This window comes from Pseudomonas sp. A0308, from assembly GCF_044218815.1.
Taxonomy (GTDB): Bacteria; Pseudomonadota; Gammaproteobacteria; order Pseudomonadales; family Pseudomonadaceae; genus Aquipseudomonas; species Aquipseudomonas iridis.
In genome coordinates this window covers 2110084-2129349 of the sequence record NZ_CP162581.1, presented here as the reverse complement: position 1 = coordinate 2129349, position 19266 = coordinate 2110084, and the positions used below count along the sequence as shown (strand labels likewise).

The 19266-nt window shown below is 58.9% G+C and carries 17 protein-coding genes; 9 read left to right on the top strand and 8 right to left on the bottom strand.

Annotated features, from left to right (window positions below; all coding sequences use genetic code 11):
• Positions 1–26: 26 nt before the first annotated feature.
• From thrC to AB4P92_RS09970, 4 genes are all read left to right on the top strand, one after another.
• Positions 27–1436 (top strand): threonine synthase, encoded by a 1410-nt coding sequence (gene thrC / locus AB4P92_RS09985; RefSeq protein WP_395599313.1) that lies wholly within the window; start codon positions 27–29, stop codon positions 1434–1436.
• Positions 1437–1556: 120 nt separating this feature from the next.
• Positions 1557–2930, top strand: a complete 1374-nt coding sequence (locus tag AB4P92_RS09980) for a transporter substrate-binding domain-containing protein (RefSeq protein WP_047299868.1) — start codon at positions 1557–1559, stop codon at positions 2928–2930.
• A gap of 117 nt (positions 2931–3047) precedes the next feature.
• A complete protein-coding gene (locus AB4P92_RS09975) occupies positions 3048–3455 on the top strand; it encodes a response regulator (RefSeq protein ID WP_042557834.1) in 408 nt (135 codons plus the stop codon).
• A gap of 164 nt (positions 3456–3619) precedes the next feature.
• Positions 3620–3901, top strand: a complete 282-nt coding sequence (locus AB4P92_RS09970; RefSeq protein ID WP_042557835.1) for a DUF3509 domain-containing protein — start codon at positions 3620–3622, stop codon at positions 3899–3901.
• Between the two features lie 177 nt (positions 3902–4078).
• Here the strand turns inward: AB4P92_RS09970 and AB4P92_RS09965 are convergent, their stop codons facing one another.
• Together AB4P92_RS09965 and AB4P92_RS09960 are read right to left on the bottom strand one after the other, a co-directional pair.
• Entirely contained in the window at positions 4079–5005 is a 927-nt protein-coding gene (locus tag AB4P92_RS09965) for a TIGR02285 family protein (protein WP_390896410.1), read from the bottom strand.
• Positions 4986–6185: a CaiB/BaiF CoA-transferase family protein gene (locus AB4P92_RS09960; protein ID WP_042557837.1), complete on the bottom strand. Its 1200-nt coding sequence runs from the start codon at positions 6183–6185 to the stop codon at positions 4986–4988. Before AB4P92_RS09960 ends, AB4P92_RS09965 begins: the two co-directional genes overlap by 20 nt.
• Positions 6186–6331: 146 nt before the next feature.
• On the opposite strand from AB4P92_RS09960, the gene AB4P92_RS09955 reads away from it, so the two are divergent.
• The 3 genes from AB4P92_RS09955 (at position 6332) to AB4P92_RS09945 (ending at position 10020) form a co-directional block, all read left to right on the top strand.
• On the top strand, positions 6332–6874 hold the full coding sequence (locus AB4P92_RS09955; protein WP_042557838.1) for a YaeQ family protein: 543 nt from the start codon (positions 6332–6334) through the stop codon (positions 6872–6874).
• Between the two features lie 53 nt (positions 6875–6927).
• A complete protein-coding gene (gene recJ / locus AB4P92_RS09950) occupies positions 6928–8637 on the top strand; it encodes a single-stranded-DNA-specific exonuclease RecJ (RefSeq protein WP_042557839.1) in 1710 nt (569 codons plus the stop codon).
• 276 nt (positions 8638–8913) lie between these two features.
• On the top strand, positions 8914–10020 hold the full coding sequence (locus AB4P92_RS09945; protein ID WP_042557840.1) for an NADH:flavin oxidoreductase/NADH oxidase: 1107 nt from the start codon (positions 8914–8916) through the stop codon (positions 10018–10020).
• 202 nt (positions 10021–10222) lie between these two features.
• Here AB4P92_RS09945 and AB4P92_RS09940 read toward each other — a convergent pair whose 3' ends face one another.
• Positions 10223–11851, bottom strand: coding sequence for a glucan biosynthesis protein D (locus AB4P92_RS09940; RefSeq protein WP_042557841.1), 1629 nt, complete (start codon positions 11849–11851; stop codon positions 10223–10225).
• Between the two features lie 404 nt (positions 11852–12255).
• On the opposite strand from AB4P92_RS09940, the gene AB4P92_RS09935 reads away from it, so the two are divergent.
• A complete protein-coding gene (locus AB4P92_RS09935; protein ID WP_042557842.1) occupies positions 12256–12441 on the top strand; it encodes a hypothetical protein in 186 nt (61 codons plus the stop codon).
• Positions 12442–12554: 113 nt separating this feature from the next.
• Entirely contained in the window at positions 12555–13112 is a 558-nt protein-coding gene (locus AB4P92_RS09930) for a hypothetical protein (RefSeq protein WP_395599312.1), read from the top strand.
• Between the two features lie 58 nt (positions 13113–13170).
• Here the strand turns inward: AB4P92_RS09930 and AB4P92_RS09925 are convergent, their stop codons facing one another.
• The 5 genes from AB4P92_RS09925 to AB4P92_RS09905 all read right to left on the bottom strand — a co-directional run bounded on the left by AB4P92_RS09925 (position 13171) and on the right by AB4P92_RS09905 (position 19179).
• Complete coding sequence (locus tag AB4P92_RS09925; RefSeq protein ID WP_047299872.1) at positions 13171–14655, bottom strand: APC family permease; 1485 nt, start codon at positions 14653–14655, stop codon at positions 13171–13173.
• Positions 14656–14813: 158 nt separating this feature from the next.
• Complete coding sequence (locus AB4P92_RS09920) at positions 14814–16238, bottom strand: gamma-aminobutyraldehyde dehydrogenase (protein WP_042557844.1); 1425 nt, start codon at positions 16236–16238, stop codon at positions 14814–14816.
• 167 nt (positions 16239–16405) lie between these two features.
• Positions 16406–17215, bottom strand: coding sequence for an ABC transporter permease (locus AB4P92_RS09915; RefSeq protein WP_047299874.1), 810 nt, complete (start codon positions 17213–17215; stop codon positions 16406–16408).
• Positions 17205–18140, bottom strand: a complete 936-nt coding sequence (locus AB4P92_RS09910) for an ABC transporter permease (RefSeq protein ID WP_395599311.1) — start codon at positions 18138–18140, stop codon at positions 17205–17207. The genes AB4P92_RS09915 and AB4P92_RS09910 overlap by 11 nt, the downstream gene beginning before the upstream one ends.
• Before the next feature lies 1 nt (position 18141).
• On the bottom strand, positions 18142–19179 hold the full coding sequence (locus AB4P92_RS09905; RefSeq protein WP_047299875.1) for an ABC transporter ATP-binding protein: 1038 nt from the start codon (positions 19177–19179) through the stop codon (positions 18142–18144).
• Positions 19180–19266: the final 87 nt, after the last annotated feature.

Below are 19266 nucleotides of genomic sequence, written 5' to 3'. Positions count from 1 at the left end.
GCAGCTCAAACCGAAGGTTTGCCCTCATGCGTTATATCAGTACCCGCGGCCAGGCACCGGCCCTGAATTTCGAAGACGTCCTGCTGGCAGGTCTCGCCACCGATGGCGGTCTGTACGTCCCGGAAGTCCTGCCACGTTTCACGCAGGAAGAAATCGCTTCCTGGGCTGGCCTGCCGTATCACGAGCTGGCCTTCCGGGTTATGCGACCTTTCGTGACCGGCAGCATTCCGGACGCCGATTTCAAAAAGATTCTTGAAGAAACCTACGGCGTGTTCTCGCACAGTGCCGTCGCGCCGCTGCGTCAACTGAACGGCAACGAATGGGTGCTGGAACTGTTCCACGGCCCAACCCTGGCGTTCAAGGACTTTGCCCTGCAACTGCTCGGTCGTCTGCTCGACTACGTGCTGGAAAAGCGCGGCGAGCGCGTGGTGATCGTCGGTGCCACCTCGGGTGATACCGGTTCGGCTGCCATTGAAGGCTGCAAGCACTGCGAAAACGTCGACATCTTCATCCTGCACCCGCACAACCGTGTGTCCGAAGTGCAGCGTCGCCAGATGACGACGATTTTCGGCGAGAACATCCACAACATCGCTATTGAAGGCAACTTCGACGACTGCCAGGAAATGGTCAAGGCCAGCTTCGCCGACCAGAGCTTCCTCAAAGGCACGCGTCTGGTGGCAGTGAACTCGATCAACTGGGCGCGGATCATGGCCCAGATCGTTTACTACTTCCACGCCTCCCTGCAGTTGGGCGGCCCGGCGCGTTCGGTGTCGTTCTCGGTGCCGACCGGCAACTTCGGCGACATCTTCGCCGGTTACCTGGCGCGCAACATGGGCCTGCCGATCAACCAGTTGATCGTCGCCACCAACCGCAACGACATCCTGCACCGCTTCATGAGCGGTAACCAGTACGTCAAGGAAACCCTGCACGCGACATTGTCGCCGTCGATGGACATCATGGTCTCGTCGAACTTCGAGCGCTTGTTGTTCGACCTGCACGGTCGCAACGGAGCAGCGATTGCCGGGCTGATGGACTCATTCAAGCAGGGCGGTGGTTTCAGCGTCGAACAAGAGCGCTGGACCGAAGCCCGCAAACTGTTCGACTCGTTGGCCGTCGACGATGCGCAGACCTGTGAAACCATTGCCGAAGTTTACGAGCAGACCGGTGAACTGCTGGATCCGCACACGGCCATCGGTGTCAAAGCCGCGCGCGAGTGCCGTCGCAGCCTGGACATTCCGATGGTCATTTTGGGCACTGCCCATCCGGTGAAATTCCCGGACGCGGTGGAGAAGGCCGGTGTAGGAAAAGCTCTCGAGCTACCTGCACATCTTTCTGATTTGTTTGAGCGAAATGAGCGCTGCACCGTTCTGCCGAACGACCTGAATGCCGTACAGGCCTTTGTCAGCCAGCATGGCAACCGCGGCAAGCCACTTTAAGCCCGCGAAAGCTGTCACATTTTGAAGCCCGTCTCCTGACGGGCTTTTTTGTTTCTACTGCCACACTGTTCGGGTTTTCACCCACGAAGGACGGGTGAGTCGATCACGAAGGATGTGGCAATGCTGTTTTATAGAGGTTTGAAACCGGCACTGGTTTGCCTGGTCTTTTTCGCAGTGATGGGACTGGTGCGCGGCAGTGTGGCGGCGCAACTGGCACTGCATGAAAACGCCGACTTGCCTGGCGTCCAGCCTGTCGAGCTGGACGCCCGCGAGCGCCAATGGATTCGCGACAACCCCAAGGTGACGGTGGCGTCGGTGCAGTACCCGTTGTATCTGTTTCAGGATGAACATGGGCACTGGAGCGGTCTGAACATTGATGTGCTCAAGCGCGTCACTGCGATGACCGGGCTTCGGTTTGAGCATCACGAGTCGTTTTCCACCGATCAGATGCTCGAGCGCCTCGAGAGTGGGCAGGCGGACATGAGTACCACCCTGGCCATGAGCGATGAGCGCAAAGTGTTTCTGGATTTCAGTCATGCATTTGGTGGCGCAGGGTGGGTGTTTGTCGGCCGCGCCGGAGCGCCATCGGTCGAGTCTCTGGAGCAACTGGCCACGCGTGTGCTGGTGCTACCAGCCCGGCATGCTCTCGAGGATGTGATCCGCCGCGAATACCCATCGATCGAGATCCGCTCGGTCAAGACCTACGCCGAAGCGCGGGCACTGGTCGAGAGCGGTGAGGCCTACGCAACCATCGAAAACGAAATCGGTGCGCAGCTTTATCCATTGGGGCTGCTCAAGGTCGGTGCTCTGGTGGAGGGCAAGTGGGAGGCTGAGCACCTGGCGGTACGCAAAGGCATGCCCGAACTCTTGAGTATCCTCAACAAGGCGCTGGAGGCGTTTCCCGCGGCCGAACTGCGCGCCATTCGCCTGAAATGGCTGGAGGGTATATCCCCGGCTCCGTCGCCCTCGCTTTGGCAGCGGATAATTGAGTGGGGCTGTTGGGCAGCGGTAGTCGCTGGCATATTCGGCCTGCTCTCGCTGGTGTGGAACCGACGGCTGACGGTGGTGATCAAGCAACGGCGCGCAGCCGAGAAAAGCCTTGGCGATCAATTGGCTTTTCAACATGCGCTGATCGACTCCATGCCCGATCCGATATTCGTTCGTGATCTGCAAGGATGTTTGATCATGTGCAACCGCAGCTACGAGGAGGCGCTTTCGGTTCGGCTGGATCAGATTCAGGGGCGGCTATTGATCGAGATCGATGCGTTGCCCGAAGCGACAGCGCTGATGCTGCACAACGAGTTCATGGTGCAGTTGCGCACGCGCAAGTCGCGCTTCAGCAAGCGCTATTTGCAGCTCAAGAACGGTCGCCGCGAGGTCTATCAGTGGACGGTGCCGTTCTACAGTGCCGACGGCAATCTGCGTGGTTTGCTGGGTGGCTGGACGGACATAACCCAGCGTCGGACGGAAAGCGGGTGCCGATGTCAGCACTGAAGATCGGAAATGTCCTATAAGACGCGGCTACTTTTCCGATGGGAGGCTTAAGAGGGCTGCCCTAGAGTGGACGATAAATGCGGTGTGAGTCCGCGATTGTCGCCCCAGAGGTCGCCCATGCGCTCGCTTAAAGTCCTGATTCTTGAACCCGATCCGTTTCAGATGATGGCATTGCATCAAATGCTCAATGCCATCGGCATCTATAACGTACTCACCGCGCCGTCGCTGGCCTCGGCCTTGTGTTCGCTGGATCATCGTGGTGCGGTCGATATCGCCATTTGCGATCCACAGCTCAAGGGCGGCCATGGCCTGGCGTTGATCCAGCATCTGGCGGTGCAGCGTGAGGCACGTGCGCTGATTCTTTTGGGGGCGGTCGCACCGAGTCTGCTGAACGATCTCGGGCCGTTGTTGAGCACTCACCGACTGCGACTGTTGGGACGTCTGCAAACGCCGGTATCGGCGGTATTGATGCGAGGTTTGCTGGACAGTTACCTGATCGCCCCCCTGCAACCCGCCGAGGTTTGATGCGTACGGTTTTTTTTCTGTCATCTTCGCCGTGCATGCTCTGACAGGCCGGTGACACTCCAATGCTTGCGACCGGAATACAGAACTTTCTTCTCGGGCCGATTGTCATTTATTGTAGACATGCCCCAGACACAATGTTTTCGGACTATTGAGTGGAGATCGAGATGGAAAGTATCAGTCTATTGCTCGGCGAGGCTCTGAGCCCGTATCAGGTTTCGTTGTCTCCAAACGGTGCTCATGGCGAATGCCTGGTGAGCTTGAAGAACAGCAGCGGCGCGATTGTGGTGGAACGTGAATTCAATCAGGCGCAACTGACCGACAAGCGTCAGTTGACCGATGTTGTCGACGGCCTGCACCGTGACATCCTGATTGCCGAAGGACGCCTGGAACCCTGCGTGATCGCGGCCTTGCGCAATGCAGCTCTGGATAAGCGTCCGGCGGTTTGAAAAATGAAATGTCTTTTGTGGGAACCTTCCTGCATCCCTGTCAGTCAGACCCCGTAACAGCAAGATCAAGCATTGTGCTCCGGTGCTTGTCGCTTGCTGCTACTGGCCTTTATGTAGGCCACGTTTAACCCCGAGTCGTCTCCCCACTTCTCGGGGTTTCTTTTGTCCGCAATTTATTCAATGCGCCGATTGATGTTCGAAAAACCTACGGGCCTGTTCGACGTAATCGGTGCGCATCTCAGGATCGAGCCAGTCAGCGTAGCGCTGGTTTAATAAATCGTGGGGCAGGGTGCGCAGCAACTGGTTGATCTCGGTGATCGCCTGGCGCCCCTGAGGCGTGTCAGAGCAGCCGATGTAACCCGAAAGATATTTGCCGTTGTCGCGAATCGGATAGAAGCGCAATTCGTCTTCGGCAATGTGCGCCAGTTGAGCCTGATAACGGATCTCCGGCCAGTATCCCAACACCACCTGCAACCGACCGAGGCGCTGCATCAGCAGCAGACTGTTCAGGGCGTCGTTGCCGTAATGAGCGGTCAGTGCATCCTTCGGGGCCTGGCGCAGCAAATTGTCGACCAACTCACCGTAACTGCGCCCCGCCACGACGCCGATTTTTTCTTCGCCATTGGCCAGGAGCGCGGCCAGATCGACCTCACCGTTCACCAGAAAAGGCGCCAATACGTCGTGATCTTTCTGGCGCACCACCAGCCCATTGCTGACAGCGCGGAACGCCGGGATGGAAAAAGCGATCCATTGCGCCCGCTCCTTGCTCCACATCAGCGACGGGTCGCACGTGAAGGTTGCGTTTTGAAGCATCTGCATGCCCCGGGCGCGGTTGACCCGCATCAGCGTGTGTTCGTATTGCGGCATGCCGGCGATAAGCATCGGCATCAAGTGGTCGATGACCCCCTGACCCTTTTTCGGACCTTCAAAAATGGTCAGTGGCGGCAGATCGCGCAGTAACCAGATCAAGGTCGGTTTTGCCTGTGCCCAGGCTGGCAGGGCCAGCAGAAACAACAGGCCGAACAGCCGCCACGTCCACCAGTGGAGGGCGTTTGGGGCGTCGGATATCTGCAGGCGTTTCAGCTCAAATGGCTCCGTCTTCACGCAGTCGGGCGATCTGCTTCTCGTCGTAGCCAAGATCGTGGAGTACCTGCGCATTGTGTTCACCGAGCTGCGGCCCGACCCATTCGGAGGAGCCCGGTGTCTCTGAGAGTTTCGGCACGATGCCGGGCATCTTGAAGGGTTTGCCATCCGGCAATTTGGCGTGCAGGAACATTTCCCGGGCCAGGTATTGTGGATCGGTGAACATGTCCTCGGCGCTGAAGATCCGGCTGACCGGCACGTCGGCCTGATTGAGCAGATCCAGCACGGTCTGCAGTGGCAGCGAATTGACCCAGCGATCGATTACGCCATACAACTCGTCACGTCGACTGTCGCGCCCGTCGTTGCTGGCCAGCATTGGGTCGTTGGCCAGATCTTCACGGCCGATGGTCAGCATGAAACGCTTGAAAATCGCATCGCCGTTGGCGCCGATCTGCACATGCTTGCCGTCGGCGCTGGTGTGGATCGAGGAGGGCGTGATGCCGGGCATGATGTTGCCGGTGCGCTCGCGGATGAAACCGAACACATCGAACTCCGGCACCATGCTTTCCATCATGGCGAAGATTGCTTCATACAGTGCGACATCGACCACTTGGCCCAAACCGCCGTTGACCTCACGATGACGCAGCGCCATCAGGGCGCCGATCACGCCCCACAGCGCCGCAATCGAATCGCCGATGGAGATCCCGGTGCGCACCGGCGGTCGATCCTCGAAACCGGTGATGTAGCGCAAGCCACCCATGGATTCGCCCACGGCTCCGAAACCCGGTTGATCCTTCATCGGCCCGGTCTGACCAAAACCGGAGAGGCGCACCATCACCAGTTTTGGGTTCAAGGCGTGCAGGGTTTCCCAGCTCAGACCGAGTTTTTCCAATACGCCCGGGCGGAAGTTCTCAATCAGGATGTCGGCTTCAGCGAGCAGTTTTTTCAGGATGGCCAAACCGTCAGGGTGTTTGAGGTTCAGCGTCAGCGACTTCTTGTTGCGCGCCTGAACAAACCACCACAAGGACGTGCCTTCGTACAGCTTGCGCCATTTGCGCAGCGGATCACCGCCGTCCGGCGATTCGATCTTGATCACTTCGGCGCCGAACTCGCCGCAAATGCGCGAGGCAAATGGCCCGGCAATCAACGTACCCAATTCAATGACTTTCACACCGCTGAGCGGTTTATTGGCGAACGGCATACAGAATCCTGTAGGACAAGGCTGAGCGTATACAGCGTTTTAACATAGCCGGCCGTCAGGCGCCCCAAGTTGATCGCCATCAATTCGATGATTGCCTACCGCATCGGTTAGACTTGCCGACTTTCCTCGTATCAAGAAGCCCGTTCATGGCCCAGCCTTCCACCACCTACAAGTTTGAACTGAACCTCACCGACCTCGACCGCAGTGTCTACGAGAGCGTCAAGCAAACCATCGCCCGTCACCCTTCGGAGACCGAAGAGCGCATGACCGTACGGTTGCTGGCCTACGCCCTCTGGTACAACGAGCAGTTGTCGTTTGGCCGTGGTCTGTCAGATGTGGATGAACCTGCTCTGTGGGAAAAAAGCCTGGACGACCGTGTCCTGCACTGGATCGAAGTCGGCCAGCCGGATTCCGACCGTCTGACGTGGTGCTCGCGCCGTACCGAACGCACCAGCCTGCTCGCCTATGGCAGCCTGCGCGTGTGGGAAACCAAGGTGATCCCGGCGATCAAGAACCTGAAAAACGTCAACATCGCCGCCGTCCCGCAAGAAGTCCTGGAAACCCTGGCCAAGGACATGCCCCGCGTCATCAAGTGGGACGTGATGATCAGCGAAGGGACGATCTTCGTCACCGACGACCGTGGTCAACACGAAGTCCAGTTGCAATGGCTGCAAGGCGAGCGCGGCTGATTCGCGCCATCGCTGATTAATCCTACGTATTCAAGAGAAGTCTCCGTCACCCCATGCGCATCGAACCTCGCCAACTGCCTGCCACTCTGCCATTTCTCGGTGATCTGCCGCCGCTGCTGACCCGCTTGTACGCGGCGCGGGGCGTGCGGTCCGAGGTGGAGCTGGACAAGAGCCTCAAGCACTTGATCCCGTTTGAGAAACTCAAGGGCATCGAGGCCGCGGTAGACCTGCTGGTGACAGCGCTGGAACAACGGCAGCGCATCCTCATCGTCGGTGACTTCGATGCCGATGGCGCGACGGCCAGCACCGTCGGCATGCTTGGCTTGCGCTTGTTGGGCGCGGCGCATGTCGACTATCTGGTGCCGAACCGCTTTGAATACGGCTACGGCCTGACCCCGGAAATCGTCGAAGTCGCACTGACCCGCGAGCCGCAATTGTTGATCACTGTCGACAACGGAATCTCCAGCGTCGAAGGTGTGGCTGCCGCCAAGAAGGCCGGGCTCAAAGTATTGATCACCGACCACCACTTGCCCGGCGATGAGTTGCCGATGGCCGATGCGCTGGTCAATCCAAACCAGCCGGGCTGCGAGTTCCCAAGCAAGGCGCTGGCCGGGGTCGGGGTGATTTTCTACGTGTTGATGGCCTTGCGTGCGCGCCTGCGCAGCCTCGGCTGGTACGAGAACGCGCCGCAACCGAACATCGGCGAACTGCTCGATCTGGTGGCGCTGGGCAGCGTCGCTGACGTGGTGCCGCTGGACGCCAACAACCGGATTCTGGTGCACCAGGGGTTGGAGCGGATTCGTGCCGGGCGCGCGCGGCCGGGGATCAAAGCGATTCTCGAGGTGGCCAAGCGTGATGCGGCGCGTATCACTTCAACCGATCTGGGATTCATCGTCGGCCCGCGGCTGAACGCCGCCGGGCGTCTGGATGACATGAGCCTGGGCATCGAATGCCTGCTCACCGCCGACGTCAACCTCGCCCGGGAAATGGCCGCGCAACTGGATGGCATGAATCAGGATCGCAAATCCATCGAGCAGGGCATGCAGCGTGAAGCGCTGGCCCAGCTCAAGGATTTGCCCGTCGAGTCGATGCCATTTGGTCTGTGCCTGTTTGATCCTGAATGGCACCAGGGTGTTATCGGTATTCTGGCCTCGCGGATGAAAGAGCGTTATTTCCGTCCGACCATTGCCTTTGCCGATGCTGGCGACGGTTTGCTCAAGGGCTCCGGGCGTTCGGTGCAGGGTTTCCATATTCGCGATGCGTTGAGCGTGGTCGCGGCGCAACACCCTAACCTGATCGCCAAGTACGGTGGCCACGCGATGGCGGCTGGCCTGACCTTGCCGCAAGAGAATTTTCCGTTATTCGCCGAAGCATTCGACGCCGAAGTGCGTAGGCAGCTTCGCGAAGAGGACCTGACCGGGCGCTTGCTGTCCGATGGCACGCTGGCCGTTGAAGAATTCCACCTCGAACTGGCCCGCGCCCTGCGCCATGCCGGGCCGTGGGGGCAACACTTCCCTGAGCCGCTGTTCCATGGTGTGTTCCAGTTGGTCGAGCAGCGCGTGGTCGGCGAGCGTCACCTGAAAGTGGTGCTGAAAAGCGAATGCGGCTCGGTGAAACTCGACGGCATTGCGTTCGGTATCGATCGTGATATCTGGCCCAACCCGACGATTCAATGGGTCGAACTGGCTTACAAACTCGACGTCAACGAGTTCCGCGGCAACGAGACCGTGCAACTGATGATTGCTCACATCGAACCGCGTTAACCCCATTCACGAGCAAGCCGCACGGCCGCTCCCACACCTGGAATGCATTCCCTTGTGGGAGCGAGCTTGCTTGCGAAAGCGGTCTGTCAAACACAGAATCACTCTGAACCCTCCCTCATCCCCGGTTGTCTACTAGGCTCTAAGCACTGCTTGATTGGCCTTGTGACGTCTTGTCGAATTTTTTGCCCGCGGGGGCGGGTGCTGCACCTTTTCCTGTCACTCGTCGACTTTTCAAACAGAACCCTGGAGCCTGCCCACTGATTTGAGAGGTGCCCCATGAGTCTGCTGCTTGAACCTTTTAACCTTCGCCAACTGACCCTGCCCAACCGCATCGCCGTATCGCCCATGTGCCAGTATTCCAGCGTCGACGGCCTGGCCAACGACTGGCATCTGGTGCACCTCGGCAGCCGCGCGGTGGGCGGCGCCGGGCTGGTATTCACCGAAGCCACGGCGGTCACGGCCGACGGGCGGATCACGGCCGAAGACCTTGGTCTGTGGAACGACGACCAGATCGAACCGCTGCAACGCATCACCCGATTCATTACCGCTCAGGGCGCGGTCGCCGGCATTCAGCTGGCTCACGCCGGGCGCAAGGCCAGCACTCACCGCCCGTGGATTGGCAAACATGGCAGCGTAAAACCCGATGATGGCGGCTGGACGCCGGTCGGCCCTTCACCGATTGCCTTCGACCCGCAACACACTCAACCGAAACAGCTCGATGAAGCGCAGATCGCTGACGTCATTCAAGCCTTTGTGGATGCCGCCAAGCGCGCGCTGACGGCAGGCTTCAGTGTGGTCGAAGTGCATGCGGCCCACGGTTACCTGCTGCATCAGTTTCTGTCGCCGCTGAGTAATCAACGGCGGGATCAGTACGGCGGCTCATTCGAAAACCGCATTCGCCTGGTGCTGCAGGTCACCGAAGCCGTTCGCGCTGTCTGGCCGGAAGAGTTGCCGGTGTTTGTCCGCGTGTCGGCTACCGACTGGGTCGAGGACGGCTGGAACCCTGACGAAACCGTGGAGCTGGCGCGTCGCCTGCACACCCTCGGAGTGGACTTGATCGACGTTTCGTCGGGCGGCACCGCAGCCAACGCTGAGATTCCCGTTGGGCCGGGCTATCAAACCCGCTTCGCCGAGCGCGTGCGCAAGGAGTCAGGCATCGCCACCGGCACTGTGGGAATGATTACCGAGCCCGCCCAGGCCGAGCACATTTTGCGCACCTGTCAGGCTGACATCATCTTCCTCGCCCGCGAGCTGCTGCGTGATCCGTACTGGCCGCTGCACGCCGATGATGACCTGGGTGGGCGCAAAGCCGTATGGCCGGCGCAATATCAGCGCGCGACTCATCGTGATCAGCCGATTCATGAGTCTGATCTGCGCGACTGAGTCAGTAGCGGTAAAGCAAAAAGCCCCGGTCAGTGATGGCCGGGGCTTTGTTTTGTCTGATGATCTTTTGTTGAAATACTGCCGTCATCGCTGGCAAGCCAGCTCCCACAGGTTTGGCGTCGTACACAAAAATTGTGATCAACACCAAACACTGTGGGAGCTGGCTTGCCAGCGATGAGGCCCGTGCAGGCGCCTCAAATCATCAAGGGTATTTGCGCTTGTCCGGCGCCGGCGGGAAGTACTGGTACAACCAGGTCTCGCTCAGCGTGCGGTCATTGGTACGGATGAACAACCGCAGCTCAACCGGCTCCACGCTGTCATTGGTTGGATACCAATCGAACAGGATCCGATAGCCCTTGATGTCATCCAGCACCAGCACGCTGAAGTCCTGCACCTTGCCGTTCGAGCAGGTGACTACTGGCTCGATCCCGGTGCCTGGCGGCAGGCGATCGAGACCGCCTCCGTTGAAGTCCACGGCGAAACGACGCGCCCAGACTGGCGGATAGTGCTCGCCGGGTGCCCAGCCTTCGACGAAACCGCCCATACCGGAGCGCGTGGCGTGCACCCGCGCCAACGGCGTGCTCACTGGCGGCAGGGCGCTCCAGTACAGCTTGTAGCCGTAATTCAGCGAATCCCCGGCAGCCACCGGTTTTTTCGGTGTCCAGAACGCCACGATGTTATCGAGGGTCTCGCCGGTTGTAGGAATTTCCAGCAGATCGATAGAGCCTTCGCCCCACGCGGTTGTAGGTTCTACCCACAGGCTCGGGCGCTTGCTGTACCAGTCGACGGTGTCCTGATAATTGGCGAACTCATGGTCGGTCTGCACCAGGCCAAAGCCCTTCGGATCGGTGTCGGCAAACGCGTTGAATTGCAGGGTTGCCGGGTTGTTCAGCGGGCGGCAGATCCACTCGCCGTTGCCACGCCACATCGCCAGGCGGTCCGAATCGTGGATTTGCGGGTGAATGGTGTCGCACATACGGCGCTCGTGGGTGCCGCAACTGAACATACTGGTCATCGGCGAGATGCCCAACTGTTCGATGGCAGTACGCGCATTGATGTGTGCGTCGACTTCCATCACCACGCGCTCGGCCTGGCAATCGATATCGAAACGGTAAGCGCCGGTGGCACTCGGTGAATCGAGCAGGGCATACACCACAAAACGCGTGGCGTTTTTGTCCGGCGTTTCGAACCAGAACTTGGTGAAGTCAGGGAATTCTTCGCGTTTCTTCGCGTAAGTGTCGATCGCCAGCCCGCGCGCCGAAAGGCCATATTGGCCAGTGGCATCGACTGCACGGAAATAGCTGGCGCCGAGAAACGACAGCACGTCATGCCGATCAAGTTCCGGAGCCTTGAACAACTTGAAACCGGCAAAACCCAGGTCGCCCTTGAGCTGCTGGGTGTCGACCGAAGTGTTTTCATAGTTGAACAGCGCCGGACGGAAATGCACTTCGCGGGCGGTGCGGGTCTTGGCATCGACGCTGTACATGCGCACCGGCTGGCGGAAACCCATGCCGACGTGGAAGAACTGCACGTCCAGTTGACCCTTGTTCTCCTTCCACAACGAATGCTCGCCGTCGTAGCGGATCGCGTTGAAGTTTTGCGGGGTCATGGTCGCCAGGGTCGGCGGCAGCACCTGTTTGGTGTTCTGATAGGCGTTGCCAGCGAGTTGCTTGGCCTGACGCTTCAGCGCTTCGAAATCGAAGGACTGCGCCTCGCCATCGGCGGCGCCACCATTGGCAGCCCAAGCACGGCTGGCCAGCAGGCCGGTGGCCGAAAGACCGGTGTAAGCCGCAATGGCCATGGACGCTTTGAGCAAATTCCTGCGGTGCATAAATACAACCTGTCGTGTGCAATCCCGCGCCTTTCCTGGCACGTGCTGGATCATAAAAAACGGTTCGGGCAAGCCTTCGACCAAACGCAACGGACTATAAACAGATGCCGGATAGCTTAAACCGTTCGATTGTCGAGCAGAAATGATTGATTACAAGACGTCGGCTGGCAATGAAACAAGACATGTCTGTATTTTTTCCGACAGCGCTTTCTGATTTATACGACATATCTGCTTTTCTCGACTAATTACTCTAAATAACCCTTTCCAGCGCCGAATTAATTTCTATTCTATGGGCATGACCGGTCGCGAACGCTCAGACCGGTGGGGCACTCGACGCTGCTGAAAGGGGCAGGGCGATGTGGTGGTTTAGCAGTTCTTTGACGTATTAGAGAAGGACATCGTCCATGGAAAAAATACAAGGCATCACCGACATGTTAGGCATCTTTCCCTGCCTGGGCAGCGGCCGCAGAAGACGCCGGCTCAGCTCCGACGAGCTGAAACTGGTGGAACGTTATCGAGAGCTTTCGGAGAGCGACCGGATAGCGATGCGCTATCTGGTGGACGCGATGAGGAGTGTTTCGCGGTTCTAACTCTGTGAAAGCCATTTGGCTTTTACAGCACGCAGATCAATCAACTTGCGCAGTAAACCTGTGGCGAGGGAGCGAGCTCCCTCGCCACAGGTTTTTTGTTGGATGTGAACTCAATGACAACTGTATTTATTGCCGGCTCTTTCAACATCAAGAACCTTGATCCGAAGGTTAAAGAGCGCATCAATAATATCGTTGCGTCGGATTTTGAAGTGGTGGTGGGTGATGCAGGGGGCGCCGATATCTCCATTCAGGAGTACCTGTTGAGCCTCGAACGATCCAGAACCACGGTGTTCTGCAGCGGTTCAACGACGCGGAATAACCTTGGGCAGTGGCCCGCCAGAACAGTCGACTCCCAACATTCCAAAGGAACGAGAGCCTTCTTCACTGAGAAAGACGTAGTCATGGCCGAAGCGGCTGACTACGGCTTGATGATCTGGGATGCAAAGAGCACCGGCACGCTCAGCAACGTCATTGAATTGTTGTCGAGAAAGAAAAAGTCGCTTGTTTTCGTCAACAAGGAAAAGGAATTCAAAGTGGTCGGAGACGTCAATCAGCTCGAAGAGTTGATTACTTTCGTGTCCGATCACGCCAAGCAAAAAGCCAACGAAAAAATAAAGTTGTTCGACCGTATTTCCTCGTTGAAGCACGATCAGGCAGAGCTTTCTTTTTGATGATTTTTCTCGGCTTTCCTGAACCCCGGCACCTAGTCGGTGCCGAGGTCAAAAACTCTTAGCGACTCACCTTCCAGGCATCCCCAGCCGGCGCCTTACCATGGTCATACGGCTTGCCAATCCACATGTACAACAAGCCCAACCCAATCACGATCGCGGTGCTCAGCACCATCGCATAGTTCACGTACCACGCCGCATCCGGCGTACGTGGCCAGGCCATGTTGATGATCGCGCCAACGCCATACACCAGCGCGCCGATGTTCACCGGCCAGCCCCACGCGCCGAGGGTGAATTTGCCGCTGGGTTTCCAGCCTTTGCTACGCGCGTACAGCGCGGCCAGCACGATCATCTGGAACGCGAGGTAGATGCCGATTGCCGCGAAACTGACGATGGTCGCCACGGCGTCTTGCAGGAAGAAACCGAGGGCGATGATCAGGGCCGGCAGGACGCCGGATACGAACAGCGCAGCGACCGGCACCTGGGTCGTAGGAGAGATCTTTTTCAGCAGTCGGCTGCCGATGACCATTTCATCGCGGGCGTAGGAGTACAGCAGACGACTCGCTGCAGCCTGTAGGCTGATGACGCACGAGATGAAGGAAATCATCACTACACCCATCACTACTTTCGAGCCGACCGGGCCGAACGCGTTGTTGAGGATGGTGGTGACCGGGTCTTTGTCGGTGCCGTTGATCACCGCTTGCATGTCCGGTACGGCGAGGATCAGCGCCAGACAGGCAAACATCGCAGCGATGCCACCGATGTAGATGGTCATGCGCATGGCCACCGGGATTTTTGCGCTCGGGTTAGGGGTTTCTTCGGCAACATCGCCGCAGGCCTCGAAGCCGTAGTAGAGGAACATCCCCGCCAGCGAGGCAGTGAGGAACGCCGGCAGGTACGAGCCATCGATGCTGATGTCGAAGGTGTTGAACAGCACGCTGAGCGGCTGGTGACGCTCGAAGACCAGCAGGTAAACACCGACGATCACCGCGCCGACCAGTTCGCAGAGGAAGCCGAACATGGCTATGCGCGCCAGTACTTTGGTGCCGCTGAGGTTGACCAGCGTGGCGAACAACGTCAGCACCAGGGCGATGACGATGTTGGTGTTGTTGCTCGGCTCAAATCCCAGCATGGCTGCCAGGTACGGGCCAGCACCGACTGCAACGGCAGCAATGGTGACGCACAGTGCGATGGAGTAGATCCAGCCGACCATCCACGCCCATTTCTTGCCGACCAGTCGGCGCGCCCATGGGTAAACGCCGCCAGAAATCGGGAACTGCGAAACCACTTCGCCGAAGATCAGGCACACCAGCAACTGGCCGCAACCAACCAGCAAATAGGCCCAGAACATCGGCGGGCCACCAGCGGCGAGGCATAGGCCGAACAGGGTATAAACCCCTACGACCGGTGACAGATAGGTGAAGCCCAGCGCGAAGTTTTCCCACAGGCTCATGCTGCGATTGAAGTTGGAGGTGTAGCCGAGTTTGCGCAGTTGTTCGGCATCGCTGTCGGCGACGGCAACTGAGAGGTCGGGTGATGCACTCATGTGTGTTTGCTCCGTGAAATCGGCAGATTTCGGATGGCCGAGGCCGTGGCGGGGCTTTGGGAGCGCCGCCCGGTTCGGTAGTTATTGTTTTGGGATCCTGGTGGTGCGCAGTGCCGGTTCCGTCCTAAAACCGCGGTGCTCGCGAAGCTTTTAAAGGCTTAGTGCTTGAACATCACATGCCGAACGGTGGTGTAGTCCTCCAGCCCATACATGGACATGTCCTTGCCGTAACCGGACAGTTTCTGACCGCCATGGGGCATTTCGCTGACCAGCATGAAGTGCGTATTCACCCAGGTGCAGCCGTACTGCAACCGTGCCGACATCCGATGGGCGCGTCCTACATCAGCTGTCCAAACGGAGGACGCCAAGCCGTAGTCCGAATCGTTGGCCCATTCCAGCGCCTGCGCTTCATCGGTGAATTTGGTCACCGACACCACCGGCCCGAACACTTCGCGGCGGACAATCTCGTCGTCCTGTTGCGCGTCAGCCAACACCGTCGGTTCAAAGAAGAAACCATTTCCGTCCACAGCCTTGCCGCCCGTGATCAAGCGAATGTGCGGTTGGGCAACGGCACGTTCGACGAACGATGCGACACGATCACGATGCTGTGCAGTAATCAGCGGCCCCAGTTCGGTAGAAGGATCATCCTGCAAGCCGTACTTGATGCTGCTGACTGCCGCGCCGAGCTTCTCGACGAATTTGTCGTAAATGCCTTGCTGGGCGTAGATCCGGCACGCGGCGGTGCAGTCCTGCCCGGCGTTGTAAAAACCAAAGGTGCGAATGCCTTCAACCGCCGCATCGATATCAGCATCGTCGAAGATGATCACCGGCGCCTTGCCGCCCAGTTCCATGTGCATGCGTTTGACGCTGTCGGCGGTGCTGGAAATGATGTTCGAACCGGTCGCGATGGACCCGGTCAGCGAGACCATGCGCACTTTTGGATGTGTGACCAACGGACTGCCGACCGTAGGACCACGGCCAAACACCAGATTGAGTACGCCCGCCGGGAAGATTTCCGACGCCAGTTCGGCCAGACGCAACGCGGTCAGCGGGGTTTGTTCCGACGGCTTGAGCACCACGGTATTACCGGCTGCGAGGGCGGGGGCGATTTTCCAGGCGACCATCATCAGCGGGTAGTTCCACGGCGCGATGGAGGCGATCACACCGACCGGGTCGCGGCGGATCATCGAGGTGTGGCCGGGCAGGTATTCGCCGCCGGCCGAACCGCTCATGCAACGGCTGGCGCCGGCGAAGAAACGGAACACGTCGGCAATTGCCGGGATCTCGTCGTTGAGCGCGGCGCTGTAGGGTTTACCGCAATTGTCGGACTCGAGTCTGGCCAGTTCTTCGCCGTGGGCTTCGATGGCGTCGGCGAGTTTGAGCAGCAGCAGCGAACGGTCTTTCGGTGCGGTTTGCGACCACTCGGCGAAGGCATTGTCGGCGGCACGCACGGCGGCATCGACCTGGGCTTCGCTGGCTTCGTTGATTTCCACCAGCACTTCGCCGAGCGCGGGGTTGAGCACCGGTTGGGCGGGGCCTTCGCCGTTGACCAATTGGCCGTTGATCAAGAGTTTGGTTTGCATGTCTGTTGTCCTCTTCGAATCTATTATTTTTCTGCCGAAACCGGATTGAAACTGTGGGAGCGAGCCTGCTCGCGAAAGCGGTGTATCAGTCGACATCAATGCTGGATGCGACGGCCTCTTTGCGAGCAGGCTCGCTCCCACAGGGGACGGTGGTGTCTGTCAGGGATTCATTTGCCGCCACTCCCCGCCACGCTCTCACCACCCCGCGTCAGGTAGTACGCGCCCAGGATCGGCAGCATGGTCACCATCATCACCAGCATGGCGACGACGTTGGTCACCGGCACATCCCGTGGGCGGCTGAGCTGGTTGAGCAGCCACAACGGCAACGTGCGTTCATGACCGGCGGTAAACGTGGTAACGATGATTTCGTCGAACGACAGCGCAAACGCCAACATGCCGCCGGCCAGCAACGCCGAGCCGAGGTTTGGCAGGATGATGTAGCGAAACGTCTGCCAACCATCGGCGCCCAGATCCATCGAAGCCTCGATCAAACTGTGCGAAGTGCGGCGCAGGCGGGCGATGACGTTGTTGTAAACGATCACCACACAGAAGGTCGCGTGGCCGACGATGATGGTGAACATTCCCGGTTCGATCCCCAGCGTCTTGAAGGTCGCCAGCAGCGCGATCCCGGTGATGATCCCGGGCAGCGCGATCGGCAGGATCAGCATCAACGAAATACCCTGTTTGCCGAAGAAATCGCGGCGGTATAAAGCCGCCGAGGCGAGCGTGCCGAGGACCATCGCGATCAAGGTGGCGATGGCTGCGATTTGCAGCGATAACTTGATCGATTCCAGAACGTCCGTTCGCGAAAACGCCACGCTGAACCAGTGCAGCGTGAAGCCCTTCGGCGGAAAACTGAACGCGGCCTCTTCGGTGTTGAAGGCGTAAAGAAAGATGATCAGGATCGGGAAGTGCAGAAACACCAACCCGCCCCAGGCTGCGATGCGCAGGCCCAGTGAAGCGCGCTCAGAGTGCATCGAAGGCCCCCAGTCGTTTAACGATGGACAGGTAGATGGCAATCAACACAATCGGCACCAACGTAAACGCGGCGGCCATCGGCATGTTGCCAATCGCACCTTGCTGCGCATACACCATGCTGCCCACGAAGTAGCCCGGCGGGCCCACCAGTTGCGGCACGATGAAGTCGCCCAAGGTCAGGGAAAACGTGAAGATCGATCCGGCGGCAATCCCCGGAATCGACAGCGGCAGAATCACCTGCATGAAGGTCTGGCGCGGCTTGGCGCCAAGGTCGGCCGAAGCCTGCAATAACGACGGCGGCAGGCGCTCCAGCGAAGCCTGAATCGGCAGGATCATGAACGGCAACCAGATGTAGACGAACACCATGAACCGCCCCAGATGCGAGGTCGACAAGGTGCTGCCGCCCACGCCAGGAAACCCGAGGATGAACTGCAAAACCGGTTCCAGCCCCAGGTGCTGAACGAACCACTGCGCCACGCCACCCTTGGCCAGCAACAACGTCCACGCGTAAGCCTTGACGATGTAACTGGCCCACATCGGCATCATCACCGCGATGTAGAAAAACGCTTTGGTCTTGCCGGTGGTGTAGCGCGCCATGTAGTAGGCAATCGGGAATGCCAGGATGGCGCTGGCAATCGAAACGACGATGGCCATGCTCAGCGTGCGCAGGATGATGTCGAAGTTCGACGGCTGGAACAGCGCGGCAAAGTTCGCCAGCGTCAGGTCAGGAGTGACCGCCATGGTGAAGTCGTCGAAGGTGTAGAAACCCTGCCACAACAGCACCAGCAACGAGCCGAGATAGATCGCACCGAACCACAGCAGCGGCGGCACCAGCAGCATTGACAAATACAGGTTCGGCTTGCGGTAGAGCAGGTTGGAAAACCTGCGCAATGGCGGCGATTGAGTCATCGCGAGCGTGCTCATTTCACACCCCACTCGTCACGGTATCGTGCAGCGGGATCATCGCTTCCCGCGCCCAGCGGGCGCTAAGGCGTTGACCGGTCTGATGCTGTGCGCTGCTGTCTATCCACTGGTTGTTGGCGTGGCTGATGCTCAGGGTCTGGCCGTTTTCCAGGGTCAATTCATAGCGCGTGGCGCTGCCCTGATACTGGATGTCGTGGAGCAAACCGCTGACTTCGATTTCATGGCTGGCCAAGGGGCCTTCGGCGAAACGCACATGTTCCGGACGAATCGAAAACGGCTGCGGATGGCCGCTGATCTGCCGCGCCAGTTCACCCCGAATCACGTTCGACGTGCCGACGAATTCGGCGACGAAAGTGGTGGTCGGTTTCATGTACAGATTACGCGGCGTATCGACCTGTTCGATGCGACCCTTGTTGAATACGGCGACGCGATCGGACATCGACAGCGCTTCGGTCTGATCGTGGGTGACGAAGATGAAGGTGATCCCGAGCTGGCGTTGCAGCTTCTTCAGTTCGCTTTGCATTTGCTCGCGCAGTTTCAAATCCAGCGCGCCGAGCGGCTCATCGAGTAGCAGCACTCGCGGACGATTGACCAAGGCGCGGGCGAGGGCCACGCGCTGGCGCTGACCACCGGACAACTGCACCGGCTTGCGTGCGCCGTAGCCGCCGAGCGCGACCATGTCCAAGGCTTCTTCAGCGCGTTTGTGGCGCTCGGTTTTGCCGACACCTTTGACCTTCAAACCGTAGGCGACGTTGTCGAGCACGTTCATGTGCGGGAATAGCGCGTAATCCTGAAACACAGTGTTTACGTCACGTTGATACGGTGGCAAACCCGCCGCTTCGACGCCGTGAATGCGAATCGAACCGGCGCTTGGTTGTTCGAACCCGGCGATCAAGCGCAAGCAGGTGGTTTTGCCGGAGCCGGAAGGGCCGAGCATGGAAAAGAACTCGCCGTCCTGGATATCGATGGAAACCCGGTCAACGGCCTTAACTTCGCCGAACTGCCGAGAAACATTGGTGAACTGGACTGCAAGCGTCATGGTGCGGTGCTCCAAAAAGGCGAAAGCCGTCGCAGCGGCCCTGCCTGGACTTCTGAAAAAGCTGAAATATCTAACGGTGAATGCGAT